This is a genomic window from Hydrogenophaga sp. (assembly GCF_030373225.1).
GTDB lineage: Bacteria > Pseudomonadota > Gammaproteobacteria > Burkholderiales > Burkholderiaceae_C > Hydrogenophaga.
Genome location: NZ_JAUCZG010000035.1, coordinates 1 through 13070, shown reverse-complemented (window position 1 = coordinate 13070; position 13070 = coordinate 1). Strand labels below are relative to the sequence as shown.

General features: G+C 66.4%; 14 protein-coding genes. 1 reads left to right on the top strand and 13 read right to left on the bottom strand.

Annotation, left to right across the window (positions count from 1 at the left end; genetic code table 11):
• Positions 1 to 5: 5 nt before the first annotated feature.
• From fliN to fliF, 9 genes are all read right to left on the bottom strand, one after another.
• Complete coding sequence (gene fliN / locus QUV35_RS16340; RefSeq protein ID WP_300876466.1) at positions 6 to 434, bottom strand: flagellar motor switch protein FliN; 429 nt, start codon at positions 432 to 434, stop codon at positions 6 to 8.
• On the bottom strand, positions 424 to 1428 hold the full coding sequence (gene fliM, locus QUV35_RS16335) for a flagellar motor switch protein FliM (protein ID WP_300876464.1): 1005 nt from the start codon (positions 1426 to 1428) through the stop codon (positions 424 to 426). Before fliM ends, fliN begins: the two co-directional genes overlap by 11 nt.
• A 15-nt stretch (positions 1429 to 1443) precedes the next feature.
• Entirely contained in the window at positions 1444 to 2016 is a 573-nt protein-coding gene (locus tag QUV35_RS16330) for a flagellar basal body-associated FliL family protein (RefSeq protein ID WP_300876462.1), read from the bottom strand.
• A 133-nt stretch (positions 2017 to 2149) separates the two neighbouring features.
• Positions 2150 to 3439, bottom strand: coding sequence for a flagellar hook-length control protein FliK (locus QUV35_RS16325; RefSeq protein ID WP_300876460.1), 1290 nt, complete (start codon positions 3437 to 3439; stop codon positions 2150 to 2152).
• Positions 3436 to 3909 carry a flagellar export protein FliJ gene (fliJ, locus tag QUV35_RS16320; protein WP_300876458.1) on the bottom strand — a complete coding sequence of 158 codons (474 nt, stop codon included), beginning with the start codon at positions 3907 to 3909 and terminating at the stop codon, positions 3436 to 3438. Before fliJ ends, QUV35_RS16325 begins: the two co-directional genes overlap by 4 nt.
• On the bottom strand, positions 3906 to 5336 hold the full coding sequence (gene fliI, locus QUV35_RS16315) for a flagellar protein export ATPase FliI (protein ID WP_300876568.1): 1431 nt from the start codon (positions 5334 to 5336) through the stop codon (positions 3906 to 3908). Before fliI ends, fliJ begins: the two co-directional genes overlap by 4 nt.
• 37 nt (positions 5337 to 5373) lie before the next feature.
• The gene (locus tag QUV35_RS16310; protein WP_300876455.1) at positions 5374 to 6075 is read right to left on the bottom strand and encodes a FliH/SctL family protein; all 702 of its coding nucleotides are present in this window, start codon (positions 6073 to 6075) and stop codon (positions 5374 to 5376) included.
• A gap of 191 nt (positions 6076 to 6266) precedes the next feature.
• On the bottom strand, positions 6267 to 7265 hold the full coding sequence (fliG, locus tag QUV35_RS16305; protein WP_300876453.1) for a flagellar motor switch protein FliG: 999 nt from the start codon (positions 7263 to 7265) through the stop codon (positions 6267 to 6269).
• A gap of 163 nt (positions 7266 to 7428) precedes the next feature.
• Positions 7429 to 9105 (bottom strand): flagellar basal-body MS-ring/collar protein FliF, encoded by a 1677-nt coding sequence (fliF, locus tag QUV35_RS16300; RefSeq protein WP_300876451.1) that lies wholly within the window; start codon positions 9103 to 9105, stop codon positions 7429 to 7431.
• 198 nt (positions 9106 to 9303) lie between these two features.
• Between fliF and fliE the strand changes: the two genes are divergently transcribed.
• Positions 9304 to 9618, top strand: coding sequence for a flagellar hook-basal body complex protein FliE (gene fliE / locus QUV35_RS16295; RefSeq protein ID WP_300876449.1), 315 nt, complete (start codon positions 9304 to 9306; stop codon positions 9616 to 9618).
• A gap of 117 nt (positions 9619 to 9735) precedes the next feature.
• Here fliE and QUV35_RS16290 read toward each other — a convergent pair whose 3' ends face one another.
• The 4 genes from QUV35_RS16290 to QUV35_RS16275 all read right to left on the bottom strand — a co-directional run.
• Positions 9736 to 10038 (bottom strand): flagellar protein FliT, encoded by a 303-nt coding sequence (locus tag QUV35_RS16290; RefSeq protein ID WP_300876447.1) that lies wholly within the window; start codon positions 10036 to 10038, stop codon positions 9736 to 9738.
• A gap of 1 nt (position 10039) precedes the next feature.
• Positions 10040 to 10468 carry a flagellar export chaperone FliS gene (gene fliS / locus QUV35_RS16285; RefSeq protein ID WP_300876445.1) on the bottom strand — a complete coding sequence of 143 codons (429 nt, stop codon included), beginning with the start codon at positions 10466 to 10468 and terminating at the stop codon, positions 10040 to 10042.
• A 202-nt stretch (positions 10469 to 10670) separates the two neighbouring features.
• Positions 10671 to 12092, bottom strand: coding sequence for a flagellar filament capping protein FliD (gene fliD, locus QUV35_RS16280; RefSeq protein WP_300876443.1), 1422 nt, complete (start codon positions 12090 to 12092; stop codon positions 10671 to 10673).
• 151 nt (positions 12093 to 12243) lie between these two features.
• Positions 12244 to 13070 (bottom strand): flagellin (locus QUV35_RS16275; protein WP_300876440.1); only part of this gene is annotated, 827 nt, incomplete at its 5' end.

The window sequence follows — 13070 nt, the reverse complement described above, 5'->3', positions numbered from 1 at the left end:
CCCCTTCATGTCCTGCTGACTCTCTTCATGCGTTCAGAAGGCGTGACGATGTCGGTGAGCCGGATGCCGAACTTGTCGTTGACCACCACCACCTCGCCCTGCGCGATCAGGTAGCCGTTGACCAGCACGTCCATGGGTTCACCGGCGAGTGCGTCGAGCTCGACGATGGAGCCCTGCGCGAGTTGCAGGATGTACTTGATCGGCACGCGCGTGCGGCCAAGCTCCACCGAGAGCTGCACCGGGATGTCGAGCACCATCTGGATGTCGTGCATCGGGTTTCCGGTGGAGGCCCCCGTCGCCGTCGGGATCGGTGTGGCGTTCGCCTCGAACACGTGCGGGCCATCGTCGGCCGACGTGCTGGTGCTCGACTGCTCTTCGAGGGCCTGCGCCCAGTCGTCGGCAACGGATTCTTGTGAAGGGGTTTCAGTGGACATGGTTTTCTCCGAGCCAGTTCGAGTCGATGCCGCGCAGGTTGCGCTCCACGCGAAGTGCGTATTTGCCTTTGTGGGTGCCGTATTGACCTTCGAAGATCGGCACCCCGTCCACATGCGCCTGGATGGTGGGGTTGCGGTCGAGTTCGATGAAGTCGCCGATCTGCATGGCCAGCAGTTGCTCCACCGTGGCGTCGGTCTGCGCCAGCTCGGCGACCATGGTGACCTCGGCGGCCTGGATCTCGTGGCTGAGCAACTTGACCCAGCGGCGGTCAACCTCGATCGCGTCGCCCTGCACGCTGGAATACAGCACGTCGCGAATGGGCTCCAGCGTGGCGTAGGGAATGCACAGGTGCAGCGAGCCGGTGATGTCGCCGATCTCCAGCGTGAAGCTGGTGGACACCACGATCTCGCTGGGTGTGGCGATGGTCGCGAACTGGGGCTGCATCTCCGAGCGCTGGTAGTGCAGCTCGATCGGATACACGCCGCGCCAGGCCTTCTTGTATTCCTCGGCCACCACGTCCACCAGGCGGTTGATCACGCGCTGTTCGGTGGGTGAGAAGTCGCGGCCCTCGATGCGGGTGTGGAACTTGCCGTTGCCGCCGAACAGGCTGTCGATCACACCGAACAGCAAGGTGGGTTCGCACACCACCAGACCGTTGCCGCGCAGCGGGCGGATGGCCATGATGTTGAAGTTGGTCGGCACCACCAGCTCACGCAGGAAGGCGCTGTACTTCTGCACCTGCACCGCGCCCACCGAAATCTCGGGGCTGCGCCGGATGAAGTTGAAGAGACCCAGGCGCAGGTTGCGCGAGAAGCGCTCGTTGACGATCTCCATGGTGGGCATGCGCCCACGCACGATGCGCTCCTGGCTCTGCAGGTTGTAGTCGCGCACGCCGCTGGTGGGCGCGTCTTCCTTGGCGAGTTTCTGGCTCTCGCCGGTGACGCCTTCGAGCAGGGCGTCGATTTCTTCCTGGGACAGAAATGACTCAGCCATGGCGTGGGGCTCCGGTCACTGCACGATGAGGCTGGAGAACAGCACGGCCTGCACCGGGTTCGGCGCCGCCTTCGATTTTTTCTTCGGCGCGCCTTCTTCGCCGGCCGCTGGCGCCGGCATCTCGTAGCCCATCTCTTTGGAGATGGCCGCGATGATGTCGTTGGCCAGCTTGCCCTTGCCCTGCACCTGCAGCATCTCGTCGGCCGTGCGCTGGGAGATCAGCAGCAGGATCTCGCTGCGGATGTTCGGCATGTAGGTCTTCACGTCGGCTTCGGTCTTGGCGTCCTGCAGTTGCAGCGTCAGGCCGAGCTGGATGAAGCGGCTGCCGCCTGGGTCGGCCAGGTTGACCACCATGTTCTCCAGCGGAAGAAAGGTGGGCGCGTTCTTCGGGTCCTTGGCCACCTGGGCCACGGCCTCGTCGTCGGCGTACTCGTCGTCCTCGGCGGTGTTCTTCTTGAGGATGAACAGGGCCGCTGCGGCACCGATCAGGGCCAGCACCACCACGCCGATGATGATGAACAGCAGTTTCTTGCTCTTCTTCTTCGGCGCTTCAGGAGCGGCGGTGGTGGCGGCGGCAGCAGCAGACATGGTCATCCTTCAAAAAGCCCCCGCGGGGAGGGGGAGGCACACGCACGATGCGCGTGGGGTTTGAAGAATTATTGGGCGGGGGCCCTCATGCCGGTCATCAGATAAGCGCCTGAAAAGGCGCTTATTAAGGTGTTCAGGCGAAGACGTCCAGCGGGTGGCTGCCGTCGGCTCTGGGTGCGGATGGCGTGGGGCGGGTCGCGTCTGCAGCGGTGGGGTTGCTGACTTGCGTCACGCCCCGTGGCCGCGCCGCGCCGTCATCACCGCGCGAACCCGGCTGGCCGTGGGCCCCGACCGACACGCCGCCGAGCTGGATGCCGCTCCTGTTCAGCAGGTCGGCCAGCGAAGCGCCGGCGTTCTCGCGCAACAAGGCGCGCGCCTCGGCGCTCTCGCTCATGAACGCCACCTGCACTTCCTGGCCCTGCATCGAGAGCTGGATGTCGATCGCCTGTTCGCCCGCTTCACCGCCGACACGCAGGCTGGCGTGTCGCAAGTGCTGCGTGCCCCAGTGGGTCACGGTGGGTTCTTCGCCGGCATGGGTGTCGGCCATGGGGTTGTCGGCCCCGGTGTCGGTGGGCTCGTGCGACGGGTTGTTGGAGCCGGCGCTGTCCGAGCCCATGGCAAGGTCTGTCGCCACGGCACCCGGCAGCGCGGCGACTTGCGCAGCCTGTGGGCCCGGGCCTGCCAATGCCGGTGGGTTGAACCCTTCCACCGGGACGTCACGCCGGTCCGTCGGCGCCAGCGGCACACCGGGGGTCAGGCCGAAGCGCTCGTTCAAGGCCACGGTGCTGCGCACCGCGTGGGCCTGGGCGGTCTGGTTCGCAGCCTGCTGCAGCGCCACCGTCTCGCTGTTGGCGGACGATGCGTGCCGCCAGGCCGTGCTGGCGGTGACACCGTCGGTGCCTCGTGCAGCGCCTGCGATGGCGGCGCCCGCCCGGGGGCTGTTGGCCGGCAACGCGGGAGTGCCCCGGGGACCGGCCTGCACCGCGCCGTCGATCAGGCCGGCATCCACGGGTGTGTCGGGCACGGCGGTCATGTCCTGAACGTCGATCTTGCCTTCGCGGCCGCTGGCGGGCGCCGGGCGGTTCGCTGCAGCGGCACCGGGCAGGCCCGCATCGCCGTCGGTGCGGGCGGTCGAAGCGGTGCGCGACCATCCCGGCATGCCCCAGTCCATCAGGGCGGTCAAGGGGTTGGCCGGACCGTTCTGCTCGGCGCGCTCTTCGGCGCTGGCAGCCGCGGGCGGCTCGCCCGGCGCGCTGCTGGCTTCGGGCAGAACCTGGGTGCTGGCGAGCAGGTTGAGCAGGCTCGAGAAAATGTCCGTGCCGTCGGGCTGGTCCTTCGGTGCGCGGGCGCCGGCCTGCGCCGGCCTGGCCGTGGCCTCCACCGGTTTGGGTGGGCTGGCGGTGGTGGTGGTGGTGCTGCTCATGTGCGAATGCCTTCCTGTTGCGTCCGCGCCAGGCTCTGGCGCAGGTGGATGGCCAGCGCCATCTCGTCGGTGTTTTTCTGGTCCTGGCGCTGCACGCGCTGCTGCACCGCGAGCTGCTTGCGTTCGGTGAACTTGCGCAGGCCGGCCACGTCGCGCTCGCACACGTGCACCTGTCCCTGGCAACGCTCGATGATGTCCATGCGCTCGCGCAGCACACCGCGCTGGAACTCCAGCGCGTGGTCGATCTTGGCCATGAACTGGCGGTGGTGCATCAGCAAGGCGGTGTCCACGCCGGCGGCGCTGCGCACCGCCCAGCGTTGCTCGGCCTCCTGTGCGTAGGCCTGCAGCTGGTCCATCTGGTCCTGCGCCACCTGCAGTTCGCGCTGCATCTGGCCCAGCGAACCGAGGGCTTCGTCGCGGCGTTTTTCGGCGATTTCAACCACCTTGTTCAATGTCTGAATGGTCGTCATGCCTGCTTGCCTTCATAGGGGTTGTGGTGGGCGCGGGACGGGCGCTGGGCGTTGGCCGGTTTGTCTTCCTGCAGTGCCGCCTGCAACTGCTGCAGGCTGTCGGGCAGGGACGCGGCTTCGTTCATGTCCTGCATCAGGAAGCGCTGCAGCGCGGGGTAGAGCACGATGGCGCGGTCGGTCTCGGGGTCGCTGCCGGGCACATAGGCGCCGAGCTGGATCAGGTCGCGGCTCTTGATGTAGCGCGACCAGGCGCCGCGAAACTTGCGCGCCAGATCCAGGTGCACCGCTCCGGCCACGTTGTGCATCACGCGCGAGGCTGAGGCCTCCACATCGATGGCCGGAAAGTGGCCCGACTCGGCCAGCGAGCGCGAGAGCACGATGTGGCCGTCCAGGATGGCGCGGGCCGCGTCGGCAATCGGGTCCTGCTGGTCGTCGCCTTCGGACAGCACGGTGTAGAAGGCGGTGATCGAGCCCACGCCGTTCAAGCCGTTGCCGCTGCGCTCCACCAACTGCGGCAGCTTGGCAAAACACGACGGCGGATAGCCTTTGGTGGCCGGCGGCTCGCCGATGGCCAGCGCGATCTCGCGCTGCGCCATGGCGTAACGGGTGAGCGAGTCCATGAGCAGCAGCACATCGAGCCCGTCATCGCGAAACCGCTCGGCGATCGCGGTGGCGTAGGCCGCACCCTGCATGCGCACCAGGGGCGGCGCGTCGGCCGGTGCGGCCACCACCACCGAGCGCTTGCGGCCTTCCACGCCCAGGATGTCCTCGATGAATTCCTTCACCTCGCGACCGCGCTCGCCGATGAGCCCGACCACGATCACGTCGGCCTTGGTGTAGCGCGCCATCATGCCCAGCAACACGCTCTTGCCCACGCCGGAGCCGGCGAACAGGCCGATGCGCTGGCCACGACCCACGGTGAGCAGGGCGTTGATCGCGCGCACGCCGGTGTCCAGCGGCGTGCGAACCGGATCCCTGTCCATCGCGTTGAGCGGTGCGCGGTCCATCGGCTCGATGTCCACGTTGATGATCGGACCCTGGTGGTCCATCGGGTTGCCGTGCGAGTCGACCACGCGGCCGAGCAGGCCCCGGCCCAGTGGCAGGCGCAGCGTGCCGCGGTCGTCGGGCGAGGGCGGTTTGTTGGTGTGGCCCACGCGCGGCACGGTGCGGTAGGGCGCCAGCGGCGTCACACTCGCGCCGCTGGAAAGACCGTGGGTGTCGCCCGCAGGCATCAGGAAGGCGCGGTCGTTGGAGAACCCCACCACTTCTGCCAGCACCGGCGGCTTGTTGCCGTTGCCAATGAGGCATTGCGAGCCCACCGGCACCTTGAGACCCACGGCCTCCAGCACCAGGCCGGCCAGGCGCGTGAGCGTGCCGCGCACTTCCAGCGGGGTGTCCACGGCCGCGTTCACCCGCACGTCGTCCATGAAGTGGCCCCAGCGGCTCTCTGTGCCGAACGTGCTGTCAGACATCTGTGTTTCCTGGGTTCTGGTTCCACGCCACGTTCATGCCGAGGTTGCCCACGGCGCGCGACCAGCGCTTTTCGATCGTGGCGTCCACCGCCGAGGTGCTGGACTCGATCAGGCAGCCACCGGGGCTGATCTGTGCATCGGCCACGAACTCGGGCAGCGGGCTGTTCAGGGTTTCCAGCAGCACGCCCTTCATGAGCGCGAGGTCGCCCGGGTTCATCCGCACCATGACCGGCAGGCCGTCGTCGACCAGTTGCGACAGGGCCTCGGCGATCACCGGCTTCATGTGCTGCGGGTCGATGGCAATCGTCTGGCGCACCACCTGGCGGGCCAGGTCACAGGCCAGTTCAAGAATGTGGCGCGAGATTTTCTCTTCGCTCTTCTTCAGGTGGTCGCGGGTGTTGTGCAGCAACTGGGCCATGCGCACCGCGGTCTCTTCGGCCGTCTTGCGCACCGTGGCTTCGAGCGCATCACGCACCTCCTGACCACCGGCCTCGTGCCCACGCTCGAAGCCCTCGGCATGGGCCTGCTGCCGCGCTTCCTGCAACACCTCGCTGGTCACGCCTTCGTGGCGGTCGCCGGCGGATGCATGCAGACGATCGTCGCTGCCATCCACCGCCGAAAAATGCCAGGCCGCAACGCCTTCGATCTCTTCGCGCGGGATGAAACGGGAGTGGGGGTTGGGTTTGGAAGCCATGGTCACTCAGCCGCAGAAGAAGGAATTGAACCCAGCCGCAGCAAGGGCCCGGCTGCGCCGGCCCCAGCCGCAGCGAAGTGACCCCAACCAGGGGCACCGCGGGTCCGGCTCTGCCGGCCCCAGGTGCCGCCCCCCTCCCGCCGCAGGCGAGAGAGGGGGGACGCGCGCAGCGCGGCGGGGGGTGATCTCCCTCATACGAACGCCTCTTCCTCACCGCCGCCGCCGATCATGATCTGACCTTCGTCCGCCAGGCGCCGCACGATCTTCAGAATCTCTTTCTGCTGCGTCTCCACCTCCGACAGGCGCATGGGCCCGCGCGATTCGAGGTCTTCGCGCAGCGCTTCGGCCGCGCGGGTGGACATGTTGGCCAACACCAGTTCGCGCAGCTCGTTGGTGGCGCCCTTGAGCGAGACCACCAGCGCATCGGTGGCCACTTCCTTGAGCACCATCTGCATCGACTTGCCGTCGAGCTTGAGCAGGTCCTCGAACACGAACATCTTGTCCATGATCTTCTGCGCCAGTTCGGCGTCGAACTCGCGGATCGAATCGATCACCGAGGTCTCGATCTGCGAGCCCATCATGTTGATGATCTCGGCCGCGGTCTTCACGCCGCCCATCGATGTCTTGCGGATCTTGTCGCCTCCGGCGAGCACCTTGAAGAGCACCTCGTTGAGGTCTTTCAGGGCCGTGGGCTGGATGCCCTCGAGCGTGGCGATGCGCAGCATCACCTCGTTGCGGGTGCGTTCGGTGAAATTCTTCAGCACGCCGGCGGTCTGGTCGGACTCGAGGTGCACCAGGATGGCGGCCACGATCTGCGGGTGTTCGTTGCGCAGCAGCTCGGCGATCGACAGCGGGTCCATCCATTTCAGGCTCTCGATGCCCGAGACGTCACCGCCCTGCAGGATGCGGTCGATCAGCAAGGAAGCCTTGTCGTCGCCGAGCGCGCGCTTGAGCACGGCACGCACATAGTTGTCGGTGTCGGACACCAGCAGGCTTTGCGACGCCGCTGCGCCGGTGAACTTCTGCATCACCTGGTCCACCCGCTCGTGCGAGACCGAGCGTGTCTTGGCGATCGTCTCGCCGAGCTTCTGCACTTCCTTCGGGCTCAGGTGCTTGAACACCTCGGCCGCCTCTTCTTCGCCGAGCGACATGAGAAAGATCGCGGCGTCCTGGATTCCCTGGTCTTCCATGTTCAGATCCTTGTCAAGCGAAGCAAAGAGAAATCAGCCGGCGCGAAGTGACCGCGCCCAGGGGCACCGCGGGACCGGCTTTGCCGGGCCGCAGGTGCCGTCCCCCTCCCGCCGAAGGCGAGAGAGGGGGAAGCCGCGCAGCGGCGCAGGGGGTGGCGCCGGCTCATGCCGGAGCCTCACCATTCACCCAGCCTTTGACGATATTGGCCACGGCCATCGGGTTTTCGAGTGCGAGCCGCTTGGCGTCGGTGATGCGCTGGGCCTCCGGCGTGGGTTCGTTGCCGGGCATCGGCAGACCGGGGCGCTCGGGGGCTTCGTTGAGCATGGCGTTGAGCGGTTGCAGTTCGGTCTGGCTGCGCACCACCGGTGTCTTGATCAGCTTGAGGCCCGGGCGAACCATGCCCATGAGCACCAGCAGGCCCAGGCCCACCATGCCGATCGGCCAGGCCAGACCACGCAGGAACTCCTGGTTTTCGGCCTGTTTCCACCAGGCGACTTCTTCCACTTCGCTGGTCTTCTCCACATTGAAGACCGCGTTGACCAGGTTGACCGAATCGCCACGGTCCTTGTTGAAGCCGATGGTCTCGCGCACCAGGGCGGTCATCTGTTCCAGCTGTTCGGGCGGAATGGCCACGGTGGTTTCCTTGCCGTTGCGGTCCACCGTGGTGCGGTGGTTGATCACCACCGCCGCGCTCAGGCGACGGATCTGGCCGCTGGCTTCGCGCACCACCTTCACTGTCTTGTCCACCTCGTAGTTCACCACCGACTCGCGGCGCATGGTGCCGGGTTTGTCGGCAGCGCCCGGGCCTGCCACGCCCACCGGCGCGGCGGCACCATTGATGGGTGCCGCACCGGGCACCGGCGGCTGGTTGGTCACGGCGCCGGGCACGCCGGCGGGCTGCGCCGCGGCGGCCGAACCGTCTTCCACCGTCTGCTGGCTGCGCACCACGCTGGTGTCGGGGCTCTGGTTGGGCTTGTGCTGTTCGCTGGTGGACTCGACCAGGGAGAAGTCCACGTCGGCACTGACCTGGGCCTTCACGTTGTTGCGGCCCACCAGGGGTTCGAGCATCTCCATGATGCGGCGCGTGTAGAGCTGTTCGATCTGCTGCGTGTACTGCAGCTTCTGCGTGTCGGCGCCCTGGGCCTGCGCATCGGCCGGGGCCGAGAGCAGGCTGCCGGCGTCGTCCACCACGCTCACCGCCTTGGGGTTCATCTCGGGCACGCTGCTGGCCACCAGGTGCACGATGCCGGCCACCTGGGCGCGGTCGAGCGTGCGGCCGGGGTGCAGGGTGAGCAGCACCGACGCGCTGGGTTTTTGCTGTTCGCGAAAGAAACCGTTCTGGTTCGGCAGTGCCAGGTGGATGCGCGCGCTCTGCACCGAGGAGAGCGACTGGATCGAGCGGGTGAGCTCGCCTTCGAGACCGCGCTGGAAGGTGAGGCGTTCCTGGAACTGGGTCATGCCGAAGCGGTTGGCTTCCATCTGCTCGAAGCCGCTCACCGAACCCTTGGGCAGACCTTGTGACGCCAGGCGCAGACGCGTGTCGTGCACCTTGTCGGCCGGCACCAGGATGGCCTGGCCGCCCTCGGCGTGCTTGTAGGGCACGTTCATCTGCGAGAGCTGGGCCACGATGGCGCCGCCGTCCTTGTCGCCGAGGTTGGCGTAGAGCACGCGGTACTCGGGCTGGCGGCCCATGAAGAAGAAGGCCAGGGCGATCGCCAGCAGGGCCATGGCGCCCAGGCCGAGCTTGATCTTCTGCGCCTGGTCCATGCGCGAGAGGCCTTCGCCGAAAGCGCTGCGGCTTGCGGGCTGGAGTTCTATCGGTGCCAGGGTGGTGCTCATGGGGTGCAGGGCTCGGGTGAAAGGTCGCCGGAAAAGAGTCGCATGCGGGGCTGGAATACAACCCGTTGCAACCGATTATTCGGTCCCACCCCCTGCGCCATAGCCTTGATAAGGCCGTGCTTTGTGCCCTTATTCCCGCCCCGTTCGCGGGGCTCGCCGCCTAGCATCGACGCATTCACTTTGTGAGAGGAATCTGCCATGGACATGCGCATCTCCCCCCTGACCAGCCAGGCACTCACCGGGCTCGGCCAGAGCCAGCTCAAGCGCCCTGGCGGCGTGGCCGGCGCCGAGGGTGGTTTCGCCGCCAACCTCAAGGACGCGCTCAAGACCGTGAGCGCCGCGCAGAACGACGCCTCGCAACTGCAGACCCAGCTGCAGCTGGGCAACCCCAAGGTGAGCCTGGAAGAAACCATGCTGGCGATGCAGAAGTCGCAGATCGGGTTTCAGGCCACGCTGCATGTCAGAAACAGAATGGTCCAGGCCTACACAGACATCATGAACATGGGGGTCTGACTCCGCCTCTCCGGAGCGCGTGTCTGAGCCCAGAGATGCCGAGGAACTGGCTTTGCCAGGCCTCAGGCATCGTCCCCCCGGGGGGAAGCCGCAAAGCGGCGCAGGGGGGCTTCCCTTCTAATGCATGGGTTGAGGTTGGTTGCGGTCGATGAGCTGCGACAGGTCGTTCAGCCACGGTTCGGCCAGGTTGCGGATCTCGGCGTCGGTGCGCAGGATGCGCTGCATGATCTTCGTCTTTTCCTGGCGCTCCGCGGGCGCCAGCTCGACGGTCTTCGATTTGAACCGCAGTTGCGCGATCAGCACCGCGCAAGCGCCCTCGAGCCGCACCACCTGGTCCCAGTTTTCCGTCTTGGCCGCATCGAGCATCTGGCTGCTCGTGCGCTCGATCGCCTTGTAATAGTCCAGCAAGCTGTGCTCCATGTCAGGCCCCAAGGCCCTGGGCGGGCGGTACGGTGGCAGCGCCGCGGATCTGTTTCCAGGAGTCGGCCACGGGTTCGATGAGTTGGATGACCTCGGTGATCAGCGCGCGGTCGTTGCGCAGGTTGGCCAGAGACAGGCGCTGGATCGCATAGTCGTAGAGGCCGCGCAGGTTGGAGGCCAGGCCGCCGCCCTGTGGCATGTTCAGGCCGGCCTTCAGGCCTTCTTCGAGGATGCGAACGGCTTTGCCGATGGCCTGACCCTTGGCTTCGATCTCGCCGCGCTCCATCGCACCACGCGCAGCGTTGAGCGACTGGATGAGGCCATCAAACAACATGCTGACCAATTGGTGCGGGTCGGCGGCGCTGACGCCGGTGTCGGCGGAAACGCGTTTGTAGGCGGAGGCGGCTCGTGAATTCACAGAGGTAAACATGGCTTCGGTTCCTTGTGGCTGATACCTTCCTGTATCGGCACGCCCCAAGGGGACTGTAGGCGCCAAAGCGCGGATATGCGGTGTAAATGGTGTCGACGTGTTCATGGTTTCGCCTTCTTCATCAATGCATCGCGCCCGGCGTGAAAAACCCGACCGGGCAGGGGGCTGCGAAGGGTCGGGTTGGCCGGGCGCAGTGGGGGCCTCATCCCGTGCTCTTGTTCCACAGCGTGACCTGCTGGTTCACGAAGGCGCTCAGTCCGTTGAGTCGGCCCACCGCGGCGTCCATGGCGTTGTATTGCGCCAGCAAGCGGACCTCTGCGCGCGCAGCGCGGTCGGCCACCCGGTCCTGCTCCTTGGTGTTGCGTGTCACCGAGTTTTTCAGGGCTTCGGCGCGGCCCGTCACCAGACCGTTGGCGGCCAGCAGGCCGTCGGCAAAGGCGTCCATCTTCAGGCCGAAGCCCCTGGCTGCGGGGTTGCTGCTCTCGGCCGTGAACAGGGTTTTCAGACCCGACGGATCGTTCAATGCGGTGTCCAGTTTGGCCGCGTCGATGCTCATCGTGCCGCCGTTCTTGATCTCGATGCCGATGTCCAGCAAACGGGTGAAGCTGCCGCCGGGGGTCACCGAGCGCATCATGCCGCGCAGCGCGTTCTGCAGCCCCACGGCGGTGCTGTCGCCCTGCAACGACCCGGCCACCTTGGTGTCGGGGTCGTATTTGGTGGCGGTGGCCAGCATGTTGTTGATGGCGTTGTAGGCATCCACAAAAGACTGGAGGTTCTTGCGCATGCCCTCCTTGTCGTTGAACACGGTGAGGTCCACCGGGGTGGTGGTGACCTGCAAGAGGTTCAGCGTGATGCCTGGCAACGCATCCCGCACGGTGTTGCTCGCTGACGAGATGGGCACGTTGTTCACCGTGGCCTGGGCATTGACACCCGCCTGGCTGAGAGTCATGCCATGAAAGTTGCCGGCCACCTTGTCGTAGGCAAGGCGCGAAAGGCCCGCGGTATCGGTGTTTGTGGCGTCGTCGTCGGCGACCTGGATGCGGAAACCGAGGTCTTCACCGGTGTCTTGCGAGCGCACCAGCAAGCGTTCACCCGACGCATCTCGCAGCACGGTGGCGCTGATGCCGGCGTTGGCAGCGTTCATCTTGGTGGCAATGGAGGACAGCGTGTCGTCGGCAGTGACCGCCACATCGATCGCGGCCGCGCTGCCTGCCACGAAATCGCCCGTGGCCCAGCTGCCGAGCTGGATGCTCAGTGTCCCGCTGCCCACCGGCGAGCCGACGGGTATGGCGATCGATGCGTTGGACTGCGACCTGGCCAGCGATTGCACCTCGATGCTCATGGACGTGGGCGCGGTCCCCGGGGACACGGTGATGCCCACCTTGTCGGGCGCGGTGGATCCGCCCTTGACCAGATCCCAGGCGGTGGGATCGGAAAGCTTGGCCGCCGCGTCGCCCAGACCGGCCACCATCGACTTGATGGTGCCGTAGATGGACAACTTGCTCTGGAAGCTGGCAGCCTGTTGCTGCAGCGGTGCGAGCGGGGCACGTTCCAGAGCCACCAGTTGCGAGACGATGCTCTTGATGTCGATGCCGCTGGCAAGACCTGGCGATGAAATGGGCATGGTGACTCCTTGTCGGGTTGGACACAGCGCACGCGTCTGGCATGCGCTGTGTTCACCCCGCAAGGCCCAAGGCGGCGGGGCGGTTGTTCACCGCCGCCGCCGCCCGGGGCCGCCCCGCCCGAAGGTGTGGCGCTTGCGAGCGCTGCGCCGATCAGCGCAGCAGGGACAGCACGCCCTGGGGAACCTGGTTGGCCTGGGCCACCATGGCCGTTCCGGCTTGCTGCAGGATCTGGGCACGCGAAAGATTGGCGGTCTCCTTGGCAAAGTCGGCGTCCATGATGCGGCCGCGCGAAGCAGAGAGGTTTTCCACGCCGATCTGGATGTTGGCCACGGCGTTTTCAAAACGGCTTTGCACGGCACCCAGGGTGGCGCGCGAACTGTTGACCTGGTCCAGTGCGTCGTCGAGCTTCTTGATGGCGATGTAGGCACCCTTCTCGCTCGTGACGTCGATGGAGTCGATGCCGGTCAGGTCAGCGGAGGCGGCGACCACGGTCGGTGCGGCGAAGCCCGTGGCGGCAACGGTGAATCCGGCGGAAAACGTGGGAATGATGGGGGCGCCTGCGGCGTCCAGGCGAGAAGAGATGACCTCCAGGTCGAACGTCCCGTTTCCGTTGTCCACCAGGTAGGCCGAGACGCCGGTGTCGCTGGCCCTGCGGTTGATGGCTTCCACCACCTGTCCAATGCGCTCGGTGCCCGAATCGGCCGCAGTGAGGGCACCCAGTTCGTAGGTCGTGCCGGCAACCGTGATGTCGAGCACGCCGTCGGCGACGGCGGTTCCGGCACCGGTGAAGCCCGCTGCGTTCGGGTTGATGGCGGCAACGGTCACTTCGCCATAGGCGATGGTGCTCAGGTTTTCGGCGGTGGTGTCGGCCAGCGATCCGATGGTGATGTTGTCGCCGGCGTTGGCGCCGACCTGGAAAGTGGCGGCGGTGAAGGAGCCGTCGAGCACTTTCTTGCCGTTGAACGAGGTCTGCTTGG

What these genes read in the sequence shown, in the direction of transcription:
- fliN (WP_300876466.1), bottom strand. Translation starts at nt 434, where the DNA reads ATGTCCACTGAAACCCCTTCACAAGAATCCGTTGCCGACGACTGGGCG.
- fliM (WP_300876464.1), bottom strand. Translation starts at nt 1,428, where the DNA reads ATGGCTGAGTCATTTCTGTCCCAGGAAGAAATCGACGCCCTGCTCGAA.
- QUV35_RS16330 (WP_300876462.1), bottom strand. Translation starts at nt 2,016, where the DNA reads ATGTCTGCTGCTGCCGCCGCCACCACCGCCGCTCCTGAAGCGCCGAAG.
- QUV35_RS16325 (WP_300876460.1), bottom strand. Translation starts at nt 3,439, where the DNA reads ATGAGCAGCACCACCACCACCACCGCCAGCCCACCCAAACCGGTGGAG.
- fliJ (WP_300876458.1), bottom strand. Translation starts at nt 3,909, where the DNA reads ATGACGACCATTCAGACATTGAACAAGGTGGTTGAAATCGCCGAAAAA.
- fliI (WP_300876568.1), bottom strand. Translation starts at nt 5,336, where the DNA reads ATGGACGACGTGCGGGTGAACGCGGCCGTGGACACCCCGCTGGAAGTG.
- QUV35_RS16310 (WP_300876455.1), bottom strand. Translation starts at nt 6,075, where the DNA reads ATGGCTTCCAAACCCAACCCCCACTCCCGTTTCATCCCGCGCGAAGAG.
- fliG (WP_300876453.1), bottom strand. Translation starts at nt 7,265, where the DNA reads ATGGAAGACCAGGGAATCCAGGACGCCGCGATCTTTCTCATGTCGCTC.
- fliF (WP_300876451.1), bottom strand. Translation starts at nt 9,105, where the DNA reads ATGAGCACCACCCTGGCACCGATAGAACTCCAGCCCGCAAGCCGCAGC.
- fliE (WP_300876449.1), top strand. Translation starts at nt 9,304, where the DNA reads ATGGACATGCGCATCTCCCCCCTGACCAGCCAGGCACTCACCGGGCTC.
- QUV35_RS16290 (WP_300876447.1), bottom strand. Translation starts at nt 10,038, where the DNA reads ATGGAGCACAGCTTGCTGGACTATTACAAGGCGATCGAGCGCACGAGC.
- fliS (WP_300876445.1), bottom strand. Translation starts at nt 10,468, where the DNA reads ATGTTTACCTCTGTGAATTCACGAGCCGCCTCCGCCTACAAACGCGTT.
- fliD (WP_300876443.1), bottom strand. Translation starts at nt 12,092, where the DNA reads ATGCCCATTTCATCGCCAGGTCTTGCCAGCGGCATCGACATCAAGAGC.